The organism is Rheinheimera sp. NSM, assembly GCF_052380015.1.
Classification (GTDB): domain Bacteria; phylum Pseudomonadota; class Gammaproteobacteria; order Enterobacterales; family Alteromonadaceae; genus Alishewanella.
Map to the genome: position 1 here is coordinate 143490 of NZ_JBQTCI010000008.1, position 17240 is coordinate 160729.

18 protein-coding genes are annotated in these 17240 nt (G+C 52.3%); 13 read left to right on the forward strand and 5 right to left on the reverse strand.

Annotated features, from left to right (window positions below; all coding sequences use genetic code 11):
* Positions 1-59 precede the first annotated feature (59 nt).
* On the forward strand, positions 60-1082 hold the full coding sequence (locus tag ACTZWV_RS18415) for a LacI family DNA-binding transcriptional regulator (protein WP_444787952.1): 1023 nt from the start codon (positions 60-62) through the stop codon (positions 1080-1082).
* Here the strand turns inward: ACTZWV_RS18415 and gtfA are convergent.
* A complete protein-coding gene (gene gtfA, locus ACTZWV_RS18420; protein WP_444787953.1) occupies positions 1079-2575 on the reverse strand; it encodes a sucrose phosphorylase in 1497 nt (498 codons plus the stop codon). The two genes, ACTZWV_RS18415 and gtfA, sit on opposite strands and share 4 nt — an antisense overlap.
* A 188-nt stretch (positions 2576-2763) precedes the next feature.
* On the opposite strand from gtfA, the gene ACTZWV_RS18425 reads away from it, so the two are divergent.
* From ACTZWV_RS18425 to ACTZWV_RS18445, 5 genes are all read left to right on the forward strand, one after another.
* A complete protein-coding gene (locus ACTZWV_RS18425; RefSeq protein WP_444787954.1) occupies positions 2764-4017 on the forward strand; it encodes an MFS transporter in 1254 nt (417 codons plus the stop codon).
* Positions 4018-4105: 88 nt separating this feature from the next.
* Entirely contained in the window at positions 4106-6532 is a 2427-nt protein-coding gene (locus tag ACTZWV_RS18430; protein WP_444787955.1) for a TonB-dependent receptor domain-containing protein, read from the forward strand.
* 111 nt (positions 6533-6643) lie between these two features.
* On the forward strand, positions 6644-8107 hold the full coding sequence (locus tag ACTZWV_RS18435; protein ID WP_444787956.1) for an NAD-dependent succinate-semialdehyde dehydrogenase: 1464 nt from the start codon (positions 6644-6646) through the stop codon (positions 8105-8107).
* Between the two features lie 98 nt (positions 8108-8205).
* Positions 8206-9348, forward strand: a complete 1143-nt coding sequence (locus ACTZWV_RS18440; protein WP_444787957.1) for a DNA cytosine methyltransferase — start codon at positions 8206-8208, stop codon at positions 9346-9348.
* A gap of 10 nt (positions 9349-9358) precedes the next feature.
* Positions 9359-9820, forward strand: coding sequence for a very short patch repair endonuclease (locus ACTZWV_RS18445; RefSeq protein ID WP_444787958.1), 462 nt, complete (start codon positions 9359-9361; stop codon positions 9818-9820).
* A gap of 7 nt (positions 9821-9827) precedes the next feature.
* On the opposite strand, the gene ACTZWV_RS18450 is transcribed toward ACTZWV_RS18445, so the two are convergent.
* The gene (locus tag ACTZWV_RS18450) at positions 9828-10688 is read right to left on the reverse strand and encodes a YicC/YloC family endoribonuclease (protein ID WP_444787959.1); all 861 of its coding nucleotides are present in this window, start codon (positions 10686-10688) and stop codon (positions 9828-9830) included.
* Between the two features lie 125 nt (positions 10689-10813).
* On the opposite strand from ACTZWV_RS18450, the gene rph reads away from it, so the two are divergent.
* From rph to ACTZWV_RS18465, 3 genes are all read left to right on the forward strand, one after another.
* Entirely contained in the window at positions 10814-11527 is a 714-nt protein-coding gene (rph, locus tag ACTZWV_RS18455; protein ID WP_305556238.1) for a ribonuclease PH, read from the forward strand.
* Positions 11528-11550: 23 nt separating this feature from the next.
* Positions 11551-12198, forward strand: a complete 648-nt coding sequence (gene pyrE, locus ACTZWV_RS18460; RefSeq protein WP_444787973.1) for an orotate phosphoribosyltransferase — start codon at positions 11551-11553, stop codon at positions 12196-12198.
* 268 nt (positions 12199-12466) lie between these two features.
* Positions 12467-12838, forward strand: coding sequence for a diacylglycerol kinase (locus ACTZWV_RS18465; RefSeq protein WP_444787960.1), 372 nt, complete (start codon positions 12467-12469; stop codon positions 12836-12838).
* Between the two features lie 190 nt (positions 12839-13028).
* On the opposite strand, the gene slmA is transcribed toward ACTZWV_RS18465, so the two are convergent.
* From slmA to coaBC, 3 genes are read right to left on the reverse strand one after another with little or no spacing between them, the layout of a single operon-like run.
* A complete protein-coding gene (slmA, locus tag ACTZWV_RS18470) occupies positions 13029-13619 on the reverse strand; it encodes a nucleoid occlusion factor SlmA (RefSeq protein WP_444787961.1) in 591 nt (196 codons plus the stop codon).
* Position 13620: 1 nt separating this feature from the next.
* Positions 13621-14079, reverse strand: coding sequence for a dUTP diphosphatase (gene dut / locus ACTZWV_RS18475; protein WP_444787962.1), 459 nt, complete (start codon positions 14077-14079; stop codon positions 13621-13623).
* 48 nt (positions 14080-14127) lie between these two features.
* Entirely contained in the window at positions 14128-15339 is a 1212-nt protein-coding gene (gene coaBC, locus ACTZWV_RS18480) for a bifunctional phosphopantothenoylcysteine decarboxylase/phosphopantothenate--cysteine ligase CoaBC (RefSeq protein ID WP_444787963.1), read from the reverse strand.
* An 82-nt stretch (positions 15340-15421) separates the two neighbouring features.
* Between coaBC and radC the strand changes: the two genes are divergently transcribed.
* The 4 genes from radC (at position 15422) to ACTZWV_RS18500 (ending at position 17239) form a co-directional block, all read left to right on the forward strand.
* Positions 15422-16096, forward strand: a complete 675-nt coding sequence (radC, locus tag ACTZWV_RS18485) for a RadC family protein (RefSeq protein ID WP_444787964.1) — start codon at positions 15422-15424, stop codon at positions 16094-16096.
* A gap of 164 nt (positions 16097-16260) precedes the next feature.
* Entirely contained in the window at positions 16261-16497 is a 237-nt protein-coding gene (rpmB, locus tag ACTZWV_RS18490; RefSeq protein WP_040551802.1) for a 50S ribosomal protein L28, read from the forward strand.
* Positions 16498-16508: 11 nt separating this feature from the next.
* Positions 16509-16664, forward strand: coding sequence for a 50S ribosomal protein L33 (gene rpmG / locus ACTZWV_RS18495; protein ID WP_008219722.1), 156 nt, complete (start codon positions 16509-16511; stop codon positions 16662-16664).
* A gap of 92 nt (positions 16665-16756) precedes the next feature.
* Entirely contained in the window at positions 16757-17239 is a 483-nt protein-coding gene (locus tag ACTZWV_RS18500; protein WP_444787965.1) for a hypothetical protein, read from the forward strand.
* The last annotated feature ends 1 nt before the right edge of the window (position 17240 follow it).

Consider the following 17240-nt stretch of genomic DNA (forward strand, 5'->3'; position numbering starts at 1 on the left):
GCCAATAGCAGCAAAATCATATAACTTAATGCATTAAGATGATAGTGAAAAGTACGATAATGACAACGAAATTAACCCTGAAAAGTGTCGCCAAAACCTTAGGTGTGTCTACGGCGACCATCTCTAATGCTTTTAACCGGCCGGATCAGCTGTCGGTAGCGCTGCGGGAAAAAATTCTCGGCGCCTGCCATGAGCTGGGCTATTTAGGCCCGAATAAGGCGGCGCAGTCGTTACGTACCGGTAGCTCGGGCATAGTGGCGGTAATTTTGTCTGACTCGCTGGAATATATGGTCAGCGACCCGGTCGCCAGCCAGTTTTTGCAGGGCGTCAGCCGCGAGTTGGAACGGCACCATTTGCACTTGCTGTTGTTTTCCGGCCAGGCGACTAACCTGGATGCGATCAGCGATTTTGTCGACGGCTTTATCTGCTATGGTGCACCGCGTAATACCGGCTTAATTGAGCAGCTGCGTTTGTCAAAAAAACGCGTGTTAACGGTCGATTTTGACCTGCCGGGCCGGCCTTCGGTGAATATTGATAACGAGCAGGCCGCTTTTGACAGCGCCATAGCCGTGCTGCAGCAACACGATACCGTTGCCGTGTTGGGCTTGCGTTTAATTGATGCAGCCAGCAGCCAGCCGGTGGGCGATAAACCGATGTGGGACAACCAAAGCTCGATAGCGCACCGCCGCTTAGACGGTTACCAAAGGGCAATGCAGCAACGCGGCTTAACCCTGGCCGCCGATTATTTATGGCATATCCCCGAGAGCAAGCAAAACTATGCCCGTGACGCAGCCAAAGCGGTGCTGGCGTTAAGCCCAAGGCCAACAGTATTACTGTGTATGAGCGACCTTATCGGCTTAAGTGCAATGCGCGAAGCCTTGCAACTGGGTTTACGTATTCCGCAAGATATCCGCGTTGTCGGTTTTGACGGTATTGCAGAAACGCTGCGCTACCACCCGACGCTAACGTCGGTGTGGCAATTCAGTGATGCTAAAGGTGAAGCGGCCGTGCGGGCGTTTTTAAGCGCGGACGACAGCTCACAATTATTACCTTACCAGCTGCGCTTAGGCGAAAGCAGTTAAAGCACACTCTGGTACAAGGCATTCAGGCTCAGGCTTTGCGCTGATTCATCAGGCGCTTGCCAGTGCATAGTGGCCTCTAAGCTGGCCAGTTGAATATGCAAACCGGCGCTGTGGCCCTGATAGTGCCATTGCAGCTGATATGCCTGCTCTGTCAGTTGCTGGCTGAAGTCGCCGTTAAATGCCGGCATGTTACGGCGCAGTTTAATCAACTGACACAGTGCCCGTACCACCGGTTTTTGCAGCGCTTGCTCTACTTTGGCGGCAGTTAAATAGGGCCGGCTAATATCGCGGCCTACGCGGCTTTGCTGCAGCAGTTCAATGTCGTTTTCCATCGCCAGTAAACCGGCATAATAAATTTGGCTGATGCCAGGGCAAAACAGCTGAATGGCGCGGGCCAGCAGATACTGCTGGTCGTTTTGGCCCAGTGCATCATAAAAGCTGCAATTCACCTGATACAAATCCACGTTGTTAGCGGCATTGCCGGTGGCCAGCTTTGAGCTGCCTTTGCTATTGGCATGAATGGTTTCTACCAGGCTGTCCAGTTGCGGATCCGTCAGCAAGCCCGGTTGGCCCTGATAGTCGGCTGCATCAACAATGCCAATACCATCGTGGGTATCCAGTACCGTTATGCAGTTGCGCGGTGCTATATCCAGCCAGTGCTTCAGCGCATCGGCGTTGCGGCTGAACAAGGTGTGCAGCACCAGTGGCGGCAGGGCGAAGTCGTACACCAGATCGCAGCGCCTGGCTATCTCAATCTGGGTTTGGTGGTAGCCGTGTATTTCTACCAGACATACCATGCCGCGCGCTTTGGCTTGTTCAGATAAGGCCGCAATAAATTCAAAGGTTTCCGGCAGCATAAAGCAGCGGGTGCCGGCTTTTTTAATGGCATAACCGGCGGCATCGAGGCGGATATATTTCACGCCGTTTTCGGTAAAGCGGTCCAAAATAGCCTGTAAGTAGGCTTTGCCGGCAGTTGAGTTAACATCAATATCAATCTGGTTGGCGGTAAAGGTGGTCCAAAACGGAATTTTGCGGCCATCTTTTAGCGCGATATCGGTAAAAAACGGTGTCGGTCGTGGCCGGTATACGGCGGCAAGCTGCTCTGCCGCGGCATCTGCAGCAAACACTTTATCGCGGGTTAAAAACAGCGGCCAGTAGGGTGAGGCTTCGCCTTTTTCCAACACATCAACAAATTGCGGTGACTGCGCCGACATATGGTTCACAATCATATCGGCCATCAACGGGTAGTCCTGCGCTAAAGCGCGGATATCGCTCCAGTCGCCCAGCCTGCTGTCTACTGCGGTGTGGTCGGTTGGGTCAAAGCCGGCATCTTCGCCGTCTATCGGTGGGTAAAACGGCAGCAAATGTACACCATCAAATAAGCCGGCCAGCGGGCCTTGCAGCATAGTATGTAAGTCTTTGATTTTGCCGCCGCTTAGCCGGTCAATATAGGTGATCAGCTGAATGTGGTTGGCGTTGTTCTGACGATTCATGGCATATATCCTGAAAAAAAATTTGCTTCTTAAACGATTAAGATATAGCTTTAAGCCAACGGACTCCTTTGTCAACCCCCGGCGCATAATAAACCCAAGCCGGCCTGAGAAAGCGGCTCGTACAAATAAGCCTGCTCAGCCCGGTGCGCTTACACCAGCTGGCAACAGGCCACAAACGGGGAAACACTATGCTTACTACTGATGCGAAGCGTCAGGCTGTCGGGGCAGCCGAAACGTTAGATCGCGCCGTGGGTTTGCAGCGCCAGGTGCGCTGGATGACCTACCTGATGTTTTTTGTCTTTGCCATGACCACCGATGCAGTGGGCGTGATCATCCCTGAAGCCATGGCGGAATATCAGTTAACCATGTTTCAGGCCAGTGCCTTTCATTATGTACCCATGCTGGCGATTGGCCTGGCCGGGTTATTCCTCGGCCGGCTGGCCGATAAACTTGGCCGTAAAAAGCTGATTATCGTCGGTTTAAGCCTGTACGCGGCATCCTGCTATGCCTTTATGGCCGGCAACAGTGCGCTGTTTTTTATCTTATTAATGGGCCTGTGTGGCCTGGCCATTGGTATTTTTAAAACCGCAGCGCTGGCATTAATTGGTGATATCAGCCCTGACAGCCAAAGCCATACCCGCACCATGAACACGGTAGAGGGCTTCTTTGCCATTGGCGCCATTGTTGGCCCGGCGTTGGTGGCGCTGATGATTGCCGCTTCTATCCACTGGACATCGCTGTATTTGCTGGCCGGCTTACTTTGCACCTTGTTAGTGGTGATGTCGGCGCGTCTACCTTATCCGCCGTATCAGGCCGCTGCAGAGCAGGTATCGCTGCGCCGCTCGCTGGCGCTGTTAAAAGATCGCTACGCGCTGGGGTTTTCGCTGGCCATAGCGCTGTATGTCAGCTGTGAAGTGGCGATTTTTGTCTGGTTGCCCACCTTATTAGCCGATTACGACGGCCGCTGGAGCTTACTGGCTGCCCAGGCCATTACAGTATTTTTTATTCTGCGTGCCTTGGGGCGTTTTCTTGCTACCGCTATTTTAAACCGCTTTTGCTGGAGCAGCGTGATGGCGGTATTTACGCTATGCATCTTTGTCTGCTTTGCCGCCAGTATGCTCGGTGGTAAAGAGGTTGCAGTATGGCTGATGCCATTGTCCGGCCTGTTTATGTCGATGATTTACCCGACACTGAATTCCAAAGGTATCAGTTGCTTTGCCCGGCAACAGCATGGCGCTGTGGCCGGCTTGTTACTGGCGTTTACCGCGCTGGCAGCGGCGGTAGCTCCGGCGTTAATGGCATTGCTGGGCGATATTGCCGGCGATGTTACGGCAGGCTTTTATCTGGCGACGCTGTTCTCTGCCTTGCTGGCACTGGCAATGGTGTACAACTGGCTGAAACAGCCAGCCAAAGCTAAGCTGGAGCAGATGTCTTCCGGTTAGCTTTTTTATAGCAATAAAAACTTAAACGATTAAGTCATAAGCAGACTATCCAAAGAATAGATCGCGATTTCAACACGGGAGATAGACAATGAAACAGTATAATTTGACACCAGCTTTACTTACTCTGGCTGTCACGCTGGCACTAAGCAACGGCGCGGTTATGGCGCAGCAGGCAGAAACTGATGCGAAGGAGCCGGCTGCAGCACAATCAGACAGCGACGGTTTAGGCTTTGAGCGCATAGTGGTTACCGGTGCGGTATCGCGCAATCAAACGGTGATGCAGTCCAGCGTGTCGGTCAGCAGCCTGACACTGGATGATATTGCCGTTGCCACGCCGCGCAGTACCGCGGAGATTTTCCGTATGCTGCCGGGCGTGCGCAGCGAAGCCAGCGGCGGTGAAGGTAATGCCAATATCGCCGTACGCGGCTTGCCGGTAGCGTCCGGTGGCGCTAAGTTTTTGACCCTGCAGGAAGACGGTTTGCCGGTGCTGCAGTTTGGCGATATCGCCTTTGGGAATGCCGATATTTTTCTGCGTGCCGATGCCAGCTTAGCGCGGCTGGATGTGATCCGCGGCGGCTCGGCCAGCACTACTGCCAGTAATTCGCCGGGTGGTATTATCAATTTTGTCAGTAAAACCGGTGAAGAAAACGGCGGCAGTATCGCCTTTACTACCGGGCTGGATTACGACAGTTTCCGCACCGATTTTGATTACGGCGGCGATATTAACAGCGATATGCGCTTTCATCTGGGCGGTTTTGTGCGCCAGGGCGAAGGGGGACGTGACCCGGGCTACCAGGGCGAACAAGGTTTTCAGTTAAAGGGCAACCTGACCAAAGAATTTAATACCGGCTATGTGCGGCTGTACTTTAAGCATTTAAATGACAAAGCCACCAGCTATATGCCGATGCCGATGTTTGCCGATGGCAGCTCGGTGCCGGGCTATGACGCCGGCTCAGACACGCTGCAGTCAGTGTATTTAACCCAAACCGTGCGCTTAAACGGCGATAACCAGATTTCCCGCGGTGATGTGCGCGACGGCATGAACCCGAAAGTAAACAGTGTCGGTGTGGAGGCGGTGTTTGACCTGGCCGAAGGCTGGACGCTGGAAAACCGCTTTCGTGTCAGCGATGTCAGCGGCAACTTTAATACCCTGTTTCCGGCAGAAGTGGGTAATGCACAAGGTATTGCCGACAGTATCGCCGGCGCCGGTGCCAACTTAACCTATGCGGTAGGGCCTGATGCCGGGGCAGCTTACACTGCAGAAAACGCCATGCGTATTCACACCTTTGACGTTGAAATCGACGATTTTGGCTCTATCGTTAACGACTTAAAGCTGTCACGCCGTTTTGGTGCTGTGGATGTCAATGTCGGTTACTACATGGCGGATCAAAGTATCAGCATGTCATGGTTATGGAATTCGTATTTAATGGCGTTAAAGGGCAACAATGCTGAGCTGTTAAATGTAACTGCCGCTGATGGTACGGCGTTTTCCGAACAGGGCCTGACTGCCTATGGCGTGCCGTTCTTCGGCAACTGTTGCCAGCGTAACTACGATACCGACTACAGCATTAAAGCACCTTATGCCGGAGTAAGCTGGGCCTGGGGCGACTTATCGCTGGATGCCAGTATCCGCCGCGATATCGGCAGTGCTTCAGGCACTTATGCCGGTGCGGTACAAAGCAGCCGTGATATGAACGGCGATGGTGTCATCAGCCAGGTAGAGCAAAGCGTATCGGGTATCAATTTAGCCAACGCCAGCATCGTCAATTACAGCTGGGGTTACAATTCCTACTCGGCCGGCGCCAACTATCAGTTTAATAAAGACTGGGCCATGTTTGGCCGCATCAGCCAGGGCGGGCGCGCCAATGCCGACCGGTTATTATTTGGCAAAGTGAATGCTGATGGCAGCGTGGCTAAAGAAGACGCGGTAGATGAAGTTACTCAATATGAGCTTGGCAGCAAAAGCCGGCACGGTAATCTAAACCTGTTTGCTACGCTGTTTTTTGCTGAAACCGAAGAGCAAAACTTTGAAGCCACCAGCCAGCGTTTTTTTGACCGTACTTATAAAGCGCACGGTATCGAGCTGGAAAGCAGCTACCGCATCGGCGATTTTGATATGCGCGGCTCTGTTACCTGGACCGATGCCGAGATCAGCCAAGATGCACTTACTCCGGAAGTGGTGGGTAATACACCCAGGCGCCAGGCGGACTTTGTTTATAACCTGTTGGCGCGTTACTTCTTTGAGCAAGCTCAGTTTGGTGTCAGCATCATTGGCACCACAGCTGCCTATGCTCAGGACAACAACGATCTGAAATTCAGCGGTTATACTCAGGTCAATGCGTTTGCCAGCTACAATCTGGCGGAAAACCTGACTGTATCGCTGAACATCAATAACCTGTTTGATGAAATTGGCCTGACAGAAGCCGAAGAAGGCTCAGTGCCGGACAACGGCATTATCCGCGCCCGCACCATCAATGGCCGTAATGCGTCCTTGGGCTTAGCGTATCGCTTCTGATAAGCCAGCCTGAAACTGAAAACGGCGGGCCTTTGCCCGCCGTTGGTTTAATTTAGTGTTCACTTCAGTATGCTAACATTCACTGACATTCTCAGCTTAGCGGAGTGAACCATGCTACAAAATAAGCACCAGCTCAATAAAACCCTCGTTAAACAGGGCTCCTACATCAACGGCGATTGGTTACAACACACTGATACCTTTGACGTGGTTAACCCGGCTAACCAGCAGTTACTTGCTAAGGTTGCCATCGCCGGCGCCAACGAAGCGCAGCAAGCGGTACTGGCGGCAGACAACGCCTTTACCGGCTGGGCTGCTAAACCGGCCGCAGAGCGCGCACAGTTGCTGCAAAGCTGGTATCAGTTGGTGATGCAGCACCAGCACGACTTAGCCCGCTTACTGACGTTGGAACAAGGTAAACCGCTTAGCGAGGCCAAAGGCGAAATAGCTTATGGCGCCTCATATTTGCAATGGTTTGCCGAAGAAGCCAAACGCTTATACGGCGATACCATACCGGCACCCTCCAACGATAAACGCATTATTGTACAGCGTCAGCCGGTCGGCGTAGTGGCAGCCATAACACCATGGAACTTCCCTAATGCCATGCTGGCACGCAAAGCCGCCGCAGCACTGGCAGCTGGCTGTACCTTTGTGGTGAAACCGGCGCAGCAAACGCCGTTATCGGCGCTGGCACTGGCCGAGTTAGCCCACCAGGCCGGTATTCCGGCCGGGGTATTTAATGTGGTAGTGGGTACTGACGCCAAAGCCATTGGCGAGGTGTTTACCGGGCACGCTAAGGTAGCCAAATTCAGCTTTACCGGCTCCACTGCCGTGGGTAAACAGTTGGCAAAGCAATGCGCCGACAGCGTAAAACGCGTAACAATGGAGCTGGGCGGTAATGCGCCCTTTATCGTGTTTGATGATGCCGACCAGGATGCCGCCGTGCAGGGCCTGATGGCAGCCAAGTTTCGTAATGCCGGCCAAACCTGCGTTTGTGCCAACCGCATTCTGGTGCAGCGCGGCGTGTATCAGGCCTTTGCCGATAAGTTAGCCATTGCCGTTACCCAGCTTAACGTTGCTGATGGCCTGGCTGCAGATAGTCAGATTGGGCCGTTAATAGATGGTAAAGCGGTAGAGAAAGTAGCAAAACTGCTGCAAAGTGCACTCGATGACGGCGCCAAAGTGCTGCTGGGCGGTAAAACTCACAGTGCCGGTAAACAGTTTTTTCAGCCGACGTTACTTGCCGATATCAGCGCCGATATGGCCATAAGTAATGAAGAAATTTTCGGCCCGGTAGCGCCGCTAATGGCGTTTGACACCGAAGATGAAGCAATAGCGCTGGCCAACAGCACCGAATATGGCCTGGCAGCCTATTTTTACAGCCGCGATATCGGCCGTGTATTTCGCGTGGCGCAAGCTTTGCAATTTGGCATGGTAGGTATTAATGAAGGCATAGTGTCTAACGCTGCTGCGCCTTTTGGCGGTATCAAACAATCCGGCTATGGCCGCGAAGGCTCTAAATACGGTTTGGATGATTACACCAATTTAAAATACCTGTGTTTGGGCGGGCTTAGCTAAGCCGGGCAGTTTTTGCGGCAATAACCTCAGCCGACGGCTTGTCTGCGGTGTCATAGGCTGCTAGTCTCCCGGGTAATAGCACACAGGTATACAGCAGAATGAAACAGGCAACAAAACCGGCAACACCGGCGGATAAACAACACAAGGTGGCCGATGCGCCACTGCGCACAGATGACAAAAACTGCAGCTTCAGGTTTATTGACTTATTTGCCGGTATTGGCGGTATTCGCCTGCCGTTTCAGCAGGCCGGCGGTAAGTGTGTGTTTACTTCGGAGTGGGATAAGTTTGCGCAAAAAACCTATGCTACTAATTATGGTGAAATCCCTAACGGTGACATTACCCAAATTAGCGCCCGTGATATTCCGGACCATGATATTTTACTCGGCGGTTTTCCGTGTCAGGCCTTTAGCCAGGCGGGGTTAAAAAAAGGCTTTAGCGATACCCGCGGCACGATGTTTTTTGAGATCCAGCGTATTTTAGTCGAAAAACGGCCGAAAGCGTTTTTGTTGGAAAACGTCAAGCAGTTAAAAGGCCATGACAAAGGCCGCACTTTAAAAACCATCTTACAAATTTTACGCGGTGAGCACAGCGACGCCGTACCGGATGATATTCCGCTCAGCGAAGAAGCGCGCCATGCGCTGTCGGATAAGCTGAATTATTGGGTGGATTTTAAAGTGCTGCGGGCCGCCGATTTTGGCGCGCCGCAAAACCGTGAGCGGGTGTTTATCGTCGGCTTTGATAAAAACCATTTTGGCGAGCTGGATTTTGCTTCGCTGTTTCAATGGCCGCAAGCGCCGAAAACTCCTACCCGCGTCGGTGATATTCTGCAAGACTTGTCCGGCCTGACACCGGCACAAGACAGATACACCATTTCTGATAAGTTATGGGCCGGACACCAAAAACGCAAAGCAGAGCATCAGCAAAAGGGTAATGGCTTTGGCTATTCACTGTTTAGCGCAGAAGATGCTTACACCAATACCATTAGCGCCAGGTACTATAAAGACGGCTCGGAAATTTTGATTGAGCAAACCGCCCTGGGGAAAAACCCGCGCAAGCTTACGCCCAGAGAATGCGCCAGGCTGCAGGGCTTTCCGGAGCAATTTATTGTCGATGCGGTATCGCACGGCCAGATTTACAAGCAGTTTGGTAACTCGGTGTGTGTCAAAGTAGTCGATGCCGTGGCACAAGCGATGATGCGTTTTATTAACAGTGCGCAAGCGCGCAAAAACAACGCCGCCTGACGGATGCGCCTTGACCGACGTACATGATGTCGCCACCCGCAGCCGCAATATGGCGGCGATTAAAAACAAGCATACTCAGCCGGAGCTATGGCTGAGAAAACAGCTGCATGCTGCCGGTTTTCGCTACCGGCTGAATGTGGCTGCACTGCCGGGCAAACCCGACCTGGTATTAGCCAAATACCGCGCGGTAATTTTTGTTCAGGGCTGCTTTTGGCATCAGCATAACTGCGCGCAATTTCACTGGCCGAAAAGCCGCGTTGACTGGTGGCGCGCTAAAATAACCGCCAACCGGCGGCATGATGAAATGGTACAAGATAAACTGCGCGAGATGGGTTGGCGCGTACTGTTGCTGTGGCAATGCGCCATCAAAGGCCGCACCAGGTTACCGCAAGAGCAGCTGTTAGCACAAATTAATGACTGGATCCGCCACGGCGGCTCATTTGCTGAGCTGCCGCCGGCGGATACTGTTTAAGCTGGTTTTATTCTATATTCTGGATCTGCTCGCGCATCTGCTCAATTAACACCTTAAGCTCCACTGCGGCATTGGTGATCTCAGTGCTGATGGCTTTGGACGACAGCGTATTCGCTTCGCGGTTAAATTCCTGCATCATAAAATCGAGACGCCTTCCGCAGGCGCCGCCTTTTTTCAGCGTGTGGCGGGTTTCTTTGATATGGGCATCGAGGCGGTCGAGCTCTTCGGCGACGTCTGATTTTGACGCTAAAAACGCCATTTCCTGCTCTAAACGGCCTTGCTCGATATCGGCTTTAATTTCATTCAAGCGGTTTACAATGCGGTCGCGCTGCCATTGCATGGCTTGCGGCAGGTGCGTGCGGACAAAAGCCACTTGCTCTGAAATTGCCGTTAAGCGCTGCTGGATCATTTGCTCGATGGCATCACCCTCACGGCCGCGGCCGGCTAAGAAGTCTTGTAAAGCCGCGTCGAAACCGGCCAGCAGTTCGCCTTGCAGCGCGTCTAAGTCTTCCGTTGGCGTTTCCATGACACCGGGCCAGCGCAGGATGTCGGCGATGTTGAGTTGCGCTTGCGGGGCTTTTTGCAGTAACTGCTGCGCTTTTTGCAGCAATTGTTCGGCGAATACTTCGTTTAATGTCAGTTCGCCGGCCGCCTGGTTGGCATGGTAGCGCAGGTTCACTTCGATTTTGCCGCGCTGCAGGGCGTTGCGGAGTTTGTCGCGCAGCAGGCTTTCTAAGCCGCGAAACTGCTCCGGCAGGCGAAAGTAGGATTCCAGGTAACGCTGGTTTACCGAGCGGATCTCCCACTGGGCGGTGCCCCAGCTGGCTTTGGTTTCGTGGCGGGCGAAGGCGGTCATGCTGTGGATCATAATGAATTCTCTGGCGACAAATAAACACCGAGTATACCGCAGGATAACGGATTTTGGCGAATTGCTCGCCCTCAACTTAGATACACCCTATAATAACCGCCATTGTTAATTTCAGGAGTGCAGCTATGCGTCCAAGTGGCAGAACCGCCAGCCAGATCCGTCCCCTTACGTTTACCCGTCAATTTACCGCTCATGCTGAAGGCTCAGTATTGGTTGAATTTGGTAATACCAAGGTAATTTGTACCGCCAGCGTAATTGAAGGGGTGCCGCGCTTTATGAAAGGCCAGGGCAAGGGCTGGGTCACCGCCGAATACGGCATGCTGCCACGCGCGACCCATACCCGTAATGACCGCGAAGCGGCACGCGGTAAGCAAGGTGGCCGCACGATGGAAATTCAGCGCCTGATTGGCCGCGCGCTGCGCACTGCTGTCGATTTAAAGCTGTTGGGTGAAAATACCATTACTATCGACTGTGATGTAATTCAGGCTGATGGCGGCACCCGTACTGCCTCTATTACCGGTGCTTGTGTGGCCCTGGTAGATGCACTTAACCATATGCGCGCCAAAGGCATTATTAAAACTAACCCGCTGAATTTTATGGTGGCGGCGGTATCGGTAGGTATTTATAAGGGCACCGCCGTGGCCGATTTAGACTACGCCGAAGATTCAAATGCTGAAACCGATATGAATATCGTGATGACCGAAACCGGCAAAGTGATTGAAATTCAGGGCACGGCCGAAGAAGCGCCGTTTAGCTTTGAAGAAATGCAGCAGATGATGGATTTAGGCAAACATGCCATCCGTGAAATTATCGACGAGCAAAAGCGCGTTCTGGCATAACAAGCAAAGGATACAACAGCATGATCAAGCCGTTTCAACGTGAATTTATTGAGTTTGCGCTGTCGCGTCAGGTATTAAAGTTTGGCAGTTTTACGCTGAAATCCGGCCGTACCAGCCCGTATTTTTTTAATGCCGGGCTGTTTAACACCGGCGGTGATCTGGCCAAACTGGGCCGCTTTTATGCGGCCGCGCTGCAGGATAGCGGCCTTGAGTTCGACGTACTGTTTGGCCCGGCGTATAAGGGTATTCCTATTGCCACCACGACAGCGGTAGCATTGGCCGATCATTATAACCGCGATATGCCGTACTGCTTTAACCGCAAAGAAGCGAAAACCCATGGCGAGGGTGGCAATTTAGTTGGCTCGCCGCTAAAGGGCCGCATTATGCTGGTGGATGATGTGATTACTGCCGGCACCGCGATTCGTGAGTCAATGCAGTTAATTCAGGCGCAGGGTGCTGAGCTTACCGGTGTACTGATTGCACTGGACAGGCAAGAGCGCGGCCAGGGCGAACTGTCGGCGATCCAGGAAGTTGAGCGTGATTTTAATACTAAAGTCATCTCGATTATCAGCCTGCCGGATCTGATCAGCTATTTGGCCGATAAGCCGGAACTGGCAGAGCATCTGGATGCGGTAAAAGCTTACCGCGCACAATATGGTGTTAACGCTTAAAGAAAATCGGGCTTTAGAGTAGGGTGCACTGATAGCCAGAGAGCAAAGTGTCAGGTGTGCTTTCGGAACAGCGGCATGGATGCCGCGCAGGCTGAGAGGGCACAGGGATGTGATCCTTGAAGCCGGTGCAGAAAGCATTTCCTGACACTTGGCTGTACTTCGGAGTTGATGCGAAGGCTGCAACACTCGCTGTTGGAAAGCACACCTGACCTTATACCTGATATTTTAGTGGCAGAGCGAATATATACAGCGTAGTAAGGACAAAGAGATGTTAAAACCAAACGGTGTTGGTTTAGGCCGCATTATTAAAGCGGCAAAGTGTTCGATGCAGGGCTTTGCTGCCAGTTGGAAGTTTGAATCCGCTTTTCGTCAGGAAACCATCTTAGCTGTTATCTCTACTCCGCTGGCCGCCTGGCTGGCCACGTCAGTTAGCCAGTTTGCGCTGTTGGTGAGTGTTTGGTGTTTGGTACTGGTGGTAGAACTATTAAACTCAGCGATTGAATCACTGACTGACCGGGTAAGTCTGGAGCGGCATGAGCTGTCGGGTCGTGCTAAAGATATGGGTTCGGCGGCGGTATTTGTCAGCTTAGTAATAGTGGCGCTGGTATGGGGCGCTGCGATTTACGAACGTTTCTTTTAAGCTGTTTCTGCTGCCGGAAAAAATACGGCTGCTTAAGGAAGGGATTAGGTGTGCTTTCGTAGCAGCGGCATGGATACCGCGCAGGCTGAGAGGGCACAGGGATGTGCTCCTTGAAGCCGGCGAAGAAAGCATTTCCTAATCCCTGACGTTACACTAAACCCTACCAGCCACGCTGCCCTCACGTTATGATTTAGCTAAACAGAGCAGTTTGTAGTTGTGCCCACTGATTAGTCCAGTGCTGGGTTGGCAAGCGGTTAAAGCCGGAGCGGACAAACTGGCTGAGTTTACCCTCTACCGTCGCCAGCAGCAGGTTTGCCAGTTCGCCTTCGTCGATACTAAAGCCTTTACCTTCACGCAGCTTACGCTCACGCAGGCATTGCTTTAACTGGGTTTCCAGCTTTTCAAATAACTGAGCAACGCGTTCTTGCAGGCGTTCCTGCTCACCTTGCAGTGCATCACCGGTAAGAATACGGCAAATGCCCGGGTTACGCTCGGCAAAGACTAAAATCAGCTGCAGAATTAATTCGCTGCGGCTGGCGGTGTCTTTGTGCTCGTCCAGAATCACGTTGATGCGTGATAGCAGCGTGTCTTCAATAAACTCGATTAAGCCTTCAAACATCCGCGCTTTGCTGGGGAAATGCCGGTACAGCGCTGCCTCGGATACGCCGACTTTTTCAGCCAGCGCTGCCGTGGTAATACGCTGGCCGTTATTACTTTGCAGCATAGCAGCTAAGGCTTGCAGGATATCTTCTTTGCGGTTGGTGCGACGTGGTGCCGGCATCTTAAGCTTTACCTGAATGGCCAAAGCCGCCTTCGCCGCGGGCTGTCTGCTCAAAACTATCGACAATATTAAATTCTGCCTGCACTACCGGCATAAACACCAGTTGGGCTATGCGATCACCCGGCTCAATAGTAAAGCTGTCGTTGCCGCGGTTCCACATCGATACCATTAACGGGCCCTGGTAATCCGAGTCAATTAAGCCAACCAGGTTACCCAGCACTATACCGTGCTTATGGCCAAGGCCGGAGCGCGGCAGGATAGTGGCGCACAAATTAGCGTCGCCGATAAAAATCGATAAACCGGTTGGAATTAACGTGGTTTCACCCGGCGCCAGCGTCAGGCTGCTATCCAGACAAGCGCGCAGGTCTAAGCCGGCAGAGCCTGGTGTGGCATAAGCCGGCAGCGGGAATTCAGTACCAATACGCGGATCAAGGATTTTTAAATCGATAGCTTTTTTCATTTACGGCTTAACTCTTTATTTTAATTACAAATAGTATTTTAACGGTAATTAGTTGGCGGAAAATTGGCTGTAGATATGCTGCAGTATGGCTTTGGCCAGGCTGGCTTTAGGTTGCGCCGGCAATGCCAGTTCACCAGACTGCCACACCAGGGTGACAGCATTATGATCGCTGTTAAAACCAAGCTCTGTGCCGGATACGTCATTAGCGCATATTAAGTCCAGCTTTTTGCGCGCCAGTTTATCTTTGGCGTACTGCAGTAGGTTTTGTGTTTCGGCGGCAAAACCGACGGTAAAGGGCCGCTGAGCGGGCAGGGCAGCAACGGCGGCAATAATGTCCGGGTTTTGCACCAGCTTCAGCTCAAGGGTACTGCCGGCTTTTTTCTTCATTTTCTCGCCGGCCACTTCTGCCACGCGGTAATCGGCTACGGCCGCGCAACCGATAAAGACATCGCTCTGTGTGGCTTGTGCCAGCGCAGCGTCGTGCATCTGCTGTGCAGTGGTCACATCAATACGCTTTACGCCAATGGGCGTGGCTAACTGCACCGGGCCGCTGATCAGCGTAACGTTGGCCCCCATAGCCGCAGCTGCAGCGGCTAAGGCAAAGCCCATTTTGCCCGAGCTGTGGTTAGAGATATAGCGCACAGGGTCAATAGCTTCCCGCGTAGGGCCGGCGGTGATTGTAATTTTTATGTTATTAAGTTGCTGTTCAGCTAAAAAATGTTCTTCTAGCGCGCTAACCAGCTGCAACGGCTCTAACATTCGGCCTGCACCGGTATCACCACAGGCCTGATCACCAAAGCCCGGGCCGTAAATGTAAAAATTATGTGTTATAAGTGTGGCTAAATTCTGCTGAGTGGCTATGTTTTTATACATCTGCTGGTTCATCGCTGGTGCTACCGCTACCGGGGCAGCCGTGGCCAACACGCAGGTAGTGAGTAAGTCGTTGGCTAAGCCATGCGCCATGCGGGCGATAATGTCGGCACTGGCCGGGGCAATTAAGATGATGTCTGCCCATTTGGCCAATTCGATATGGCCCATAGCTGCTTCGGCGGCCGGGTCAAGCAAACTGGTGCTGACCGGGTTGCCGGACACAGCTTGCAGTGTCAGTGGCGTAATAAAGTGTTGGGCGGCGTCGGTTAAAATAACCCGCACATCAGCGCCGCGCTCTTTTAAGCGGCGTACTAAATCAGCACTTTTATAGGCGGCAATACCACCGCTGATACCAAGTAAAATACGTTTTTGCGCAAGGGTTTGCTGCATAACAGAGCCACCGGAAGTGGAAAAAACTGGCGCTAAGATAGCATGGAAACACAAATTCAGCATCAATTCAGGGAGTGATTGCATGAGTATTCGTCACTGGCCCGCCACCGAGCGGCCGCGGGAAAAATTGCTCGACAGAGGCGCGATGGCGCTATCAGACGCTGAGCTATTGGCCATCTTTTTACGCACCGGCATCGCCGGTACCGATGCGGTAACCCTGGCGCGGCAATTACTAAATCAGTTTGGCTCGCTGCGGCGTTTGCTCGGTGCCAGCCAGGCCGACTTTTGTTCCGCTAAAGGCTTGGGTGAAGCCAAATTTGTGCAGTTGCAAGCGGTGCTGGAGCTGAGTAAGCGCTATTTACAACAGCAAATACAGCGCGATACCGTGTTTAACGATCCCGGTACCGTGAAGCGCTATTTGCAACATGCGATTAGCGGCGAGCAGCGCGAGGTGTTTTTATTGCTGTATTTAGACAGCCAGCACCGGCTGATTAACGCCGAGCCGTTATTTGCCGGTACTATAGATGCATCCCCGGTATATCCGCGTATTGTAGTTCAGCAGGCTTTAGCGCATAATGCCGCCGCTGTTATTCTGGCGCACAATCATCCATCCGGCGTGGCCGAACCCAGCCGGGCGGACAGAGCGATTACTGAACGCTTAGTTCAGGCGCTAATGTTGGTAGATATCAAGGTATTGGATCACTTTATAGTGGGCGATGCCGATGTAATCTCCTTTGCAGAGCGTGGCTGGCTGTGAAGATCTGCAGAGATCCTTGCCGGATCTCTGCGCGCGGGCGAAAGATTTCGCTTGAATAAGACGGCTTATTCGTGTATAAATTGCGCCCTCTTGTTTTGGGGCAACCTTCTTGGCCGGAAGGGTGATGACAGCTCGAGCTGATGTAATTTTGGAGAACTATTGACATGTCTAGAGTGTGCCAAGTAACCGGCAAAGGTCCGATGGTAGGTAACCGTCGTTCACACGCCAACAATGCTACTAAGCGCCGTTTCCTGCCTAACCTGCAAACTCACCGTTTCTGGGTTGAAAGTGAAAACCGTTTTGTTACATTACGTACTTCTACCCGTGGTATGCGCATCATCGATAAGAAAGGTATCGATGCGGTATTAGCCGAAGTGCGTGCTAACGGTCACAAGGTGTAAGGAAATAAATAATGCGCGATAAAATCCGTTTAGTCTCTTCTGCAGGCACTGGTTTCTTCTATACAACTACGAAGAACAAGCGCACCATGCCAGAAAAGATGGAAATCAAAAAGTTCGATCCTAAAGTGCGCAAGCATGTGATTTTCAAAGAAGCGAAAATCAAGTAATCGAACACAGAAACCCGGCCAACGCCGGGTTTTTGCTTTTTAAAGCCCGCCTGAGTTACTATGCCGCGCCACCTTAGCTGACAGGTATTAGCATGTTAAAATTGTCCCGTCGTAACTGGAATAACGTACTGATTTTTGCAGTGCTGATTTTAATGTTTGCGCTATATGGCATACCGCAACGTTTAGCGCAGTTAAATACACCCGGGCATCGCCTGCTGCCCGCCGACAGCGAATTATTAATGGTAGCCTTTGCTAACCAACGTTTAATTAAAGCCGGCCCCCAGTGGCAACTGCAGCCGCAAGGCGCTAAAGCGGTAGATGCAGCGCAGCTGGCAGTAGCCTGGCAGCACAGCTTACTTACCCCGGTTGAAGTGGCTGCAAATAAAAGCCGCGTGCCGGTAGCCCAAGCCAGCGTGCAACTGGTGGGGCAAACGGCGCCGTTAATTTGGTTACTGTATCCGGCCTCTGAGCCCGGTGAAAGGCAGTTCTTATTACAGCAAGCCGGGCAGCAGCAGTTTTATCAATTAAGCGCGGCGCAGGCGGCGCAGTTGTTTTTAATCGATATGGCGGAGTAAC

Bases quoted from the DNA above. Each gene is read 5' to 3' on its own strand.
- ACTZWV_RS18415 (WP_444787952.1), top strand. From the start codon at position 60: ATGACAACGAAATTAACCCTGAAAAGTGTCGCCAAAACCTTAGGTGTG.
- gtfA (WP_444787953.1), bottom strand. From the start codon at position 2,575: ATGAATCGTCAGAACAACGCCAACCACATTCAGCTGATCACCTATATT.
- ACTZWV_RS18425 (WP_444787954.1), top strand. From the start codon at position 2,764: ATGCTTACTACTGATGCGAAGCGTCAGGCTGTCGGGGCAGCCGAAACG.
- ACTZWV_RS18430 (WP_444787955.1), top strand. From the start codon at position 4,106: ATGAAACAGTATAATTTGACACCAGCTTTACTTACTCTGGCTGTCACG.
- ACTZWV_RS18435 (WP_444787956.1), top strand. From the start codon at position 6,644: ATGCTACAAAATAAGCACCAGCTCAATAAAACCCTCGTTAAACAGGGC.
- ACTZWV_RS18440 (WP_444787957.1), top strand. From the start codon at position 8,206: ATGAAACAGGCAACAAAACCGGCAACACCGGCGGATAAACAACACAAG.
- ACTZWV_RS18450 (WP_444787959.1), bottom strand. From the start codon at position 10,688: ATGATCCACAGCATGACCGCCTTCGCCCGCCACGAAACCAAAGCCAGC.
- rph (WP_305556238.1), top strand. From the start codon at position 10,814: ATGCGTCCAAGTGGCAGAACCGCCAGCCAGATCCGTCCCCTTACGTTT.
- ACTZWV_RS18465 (WP_444787960.1), top strand. From the start codon at position 12,467: ATGTTAAAACCAAACGGTGTTGGTTTAGGCCGCATTATTAAAGCGGCA.
- slmA (WP_444787961.1), bottom strand. From the start codon at position 13,619: ATGCCGGCACCACGTCGCACCAACCGCAAAGAAGATATCCTGCAAGCC.
- dut (WP_444787962.1), bottom strand. From the start codon at position 14,079: ATGAAAAAAGCTATCGATTTAAAAATCCTTGATCCGCGTATTGGTACT.
- coaBC (WP_444787963.1), bottom strand. From the start codon at position 15,339: ATGCAGCAAACCCTTGCGCAAAAACGTATTTTACTTGGTATCAGCGGT.
- radC (WP_444787964.1), top strand. From the start codon at position 15,422: ATGAGTATTCGTCACTGGCCCGCCACCGAGCGGCCGCGGGAAAAATTG.
- rpmB (WP_040551802.1), top strand. From the start codon at position 16,261: ATGTCTAGAGTGTGCCAAGTAACCGGCAAAGGTCCGATGGTAGGTAAC.
- rpmG (WP_008219722.1), top strand. From the start codon at position 16,509: ATGCGCGATAAAATCCGTTTAGTCTCTTCTGCAGGCACTGGTTTCTTC.
- ACTZWV_RS18500 (WP_444787965.1), top strand. From the start codon at position 16,757: ATGTTAAAATTGTCCCGTCGTAACTGGAATAACGTACTGATTTTTGCA.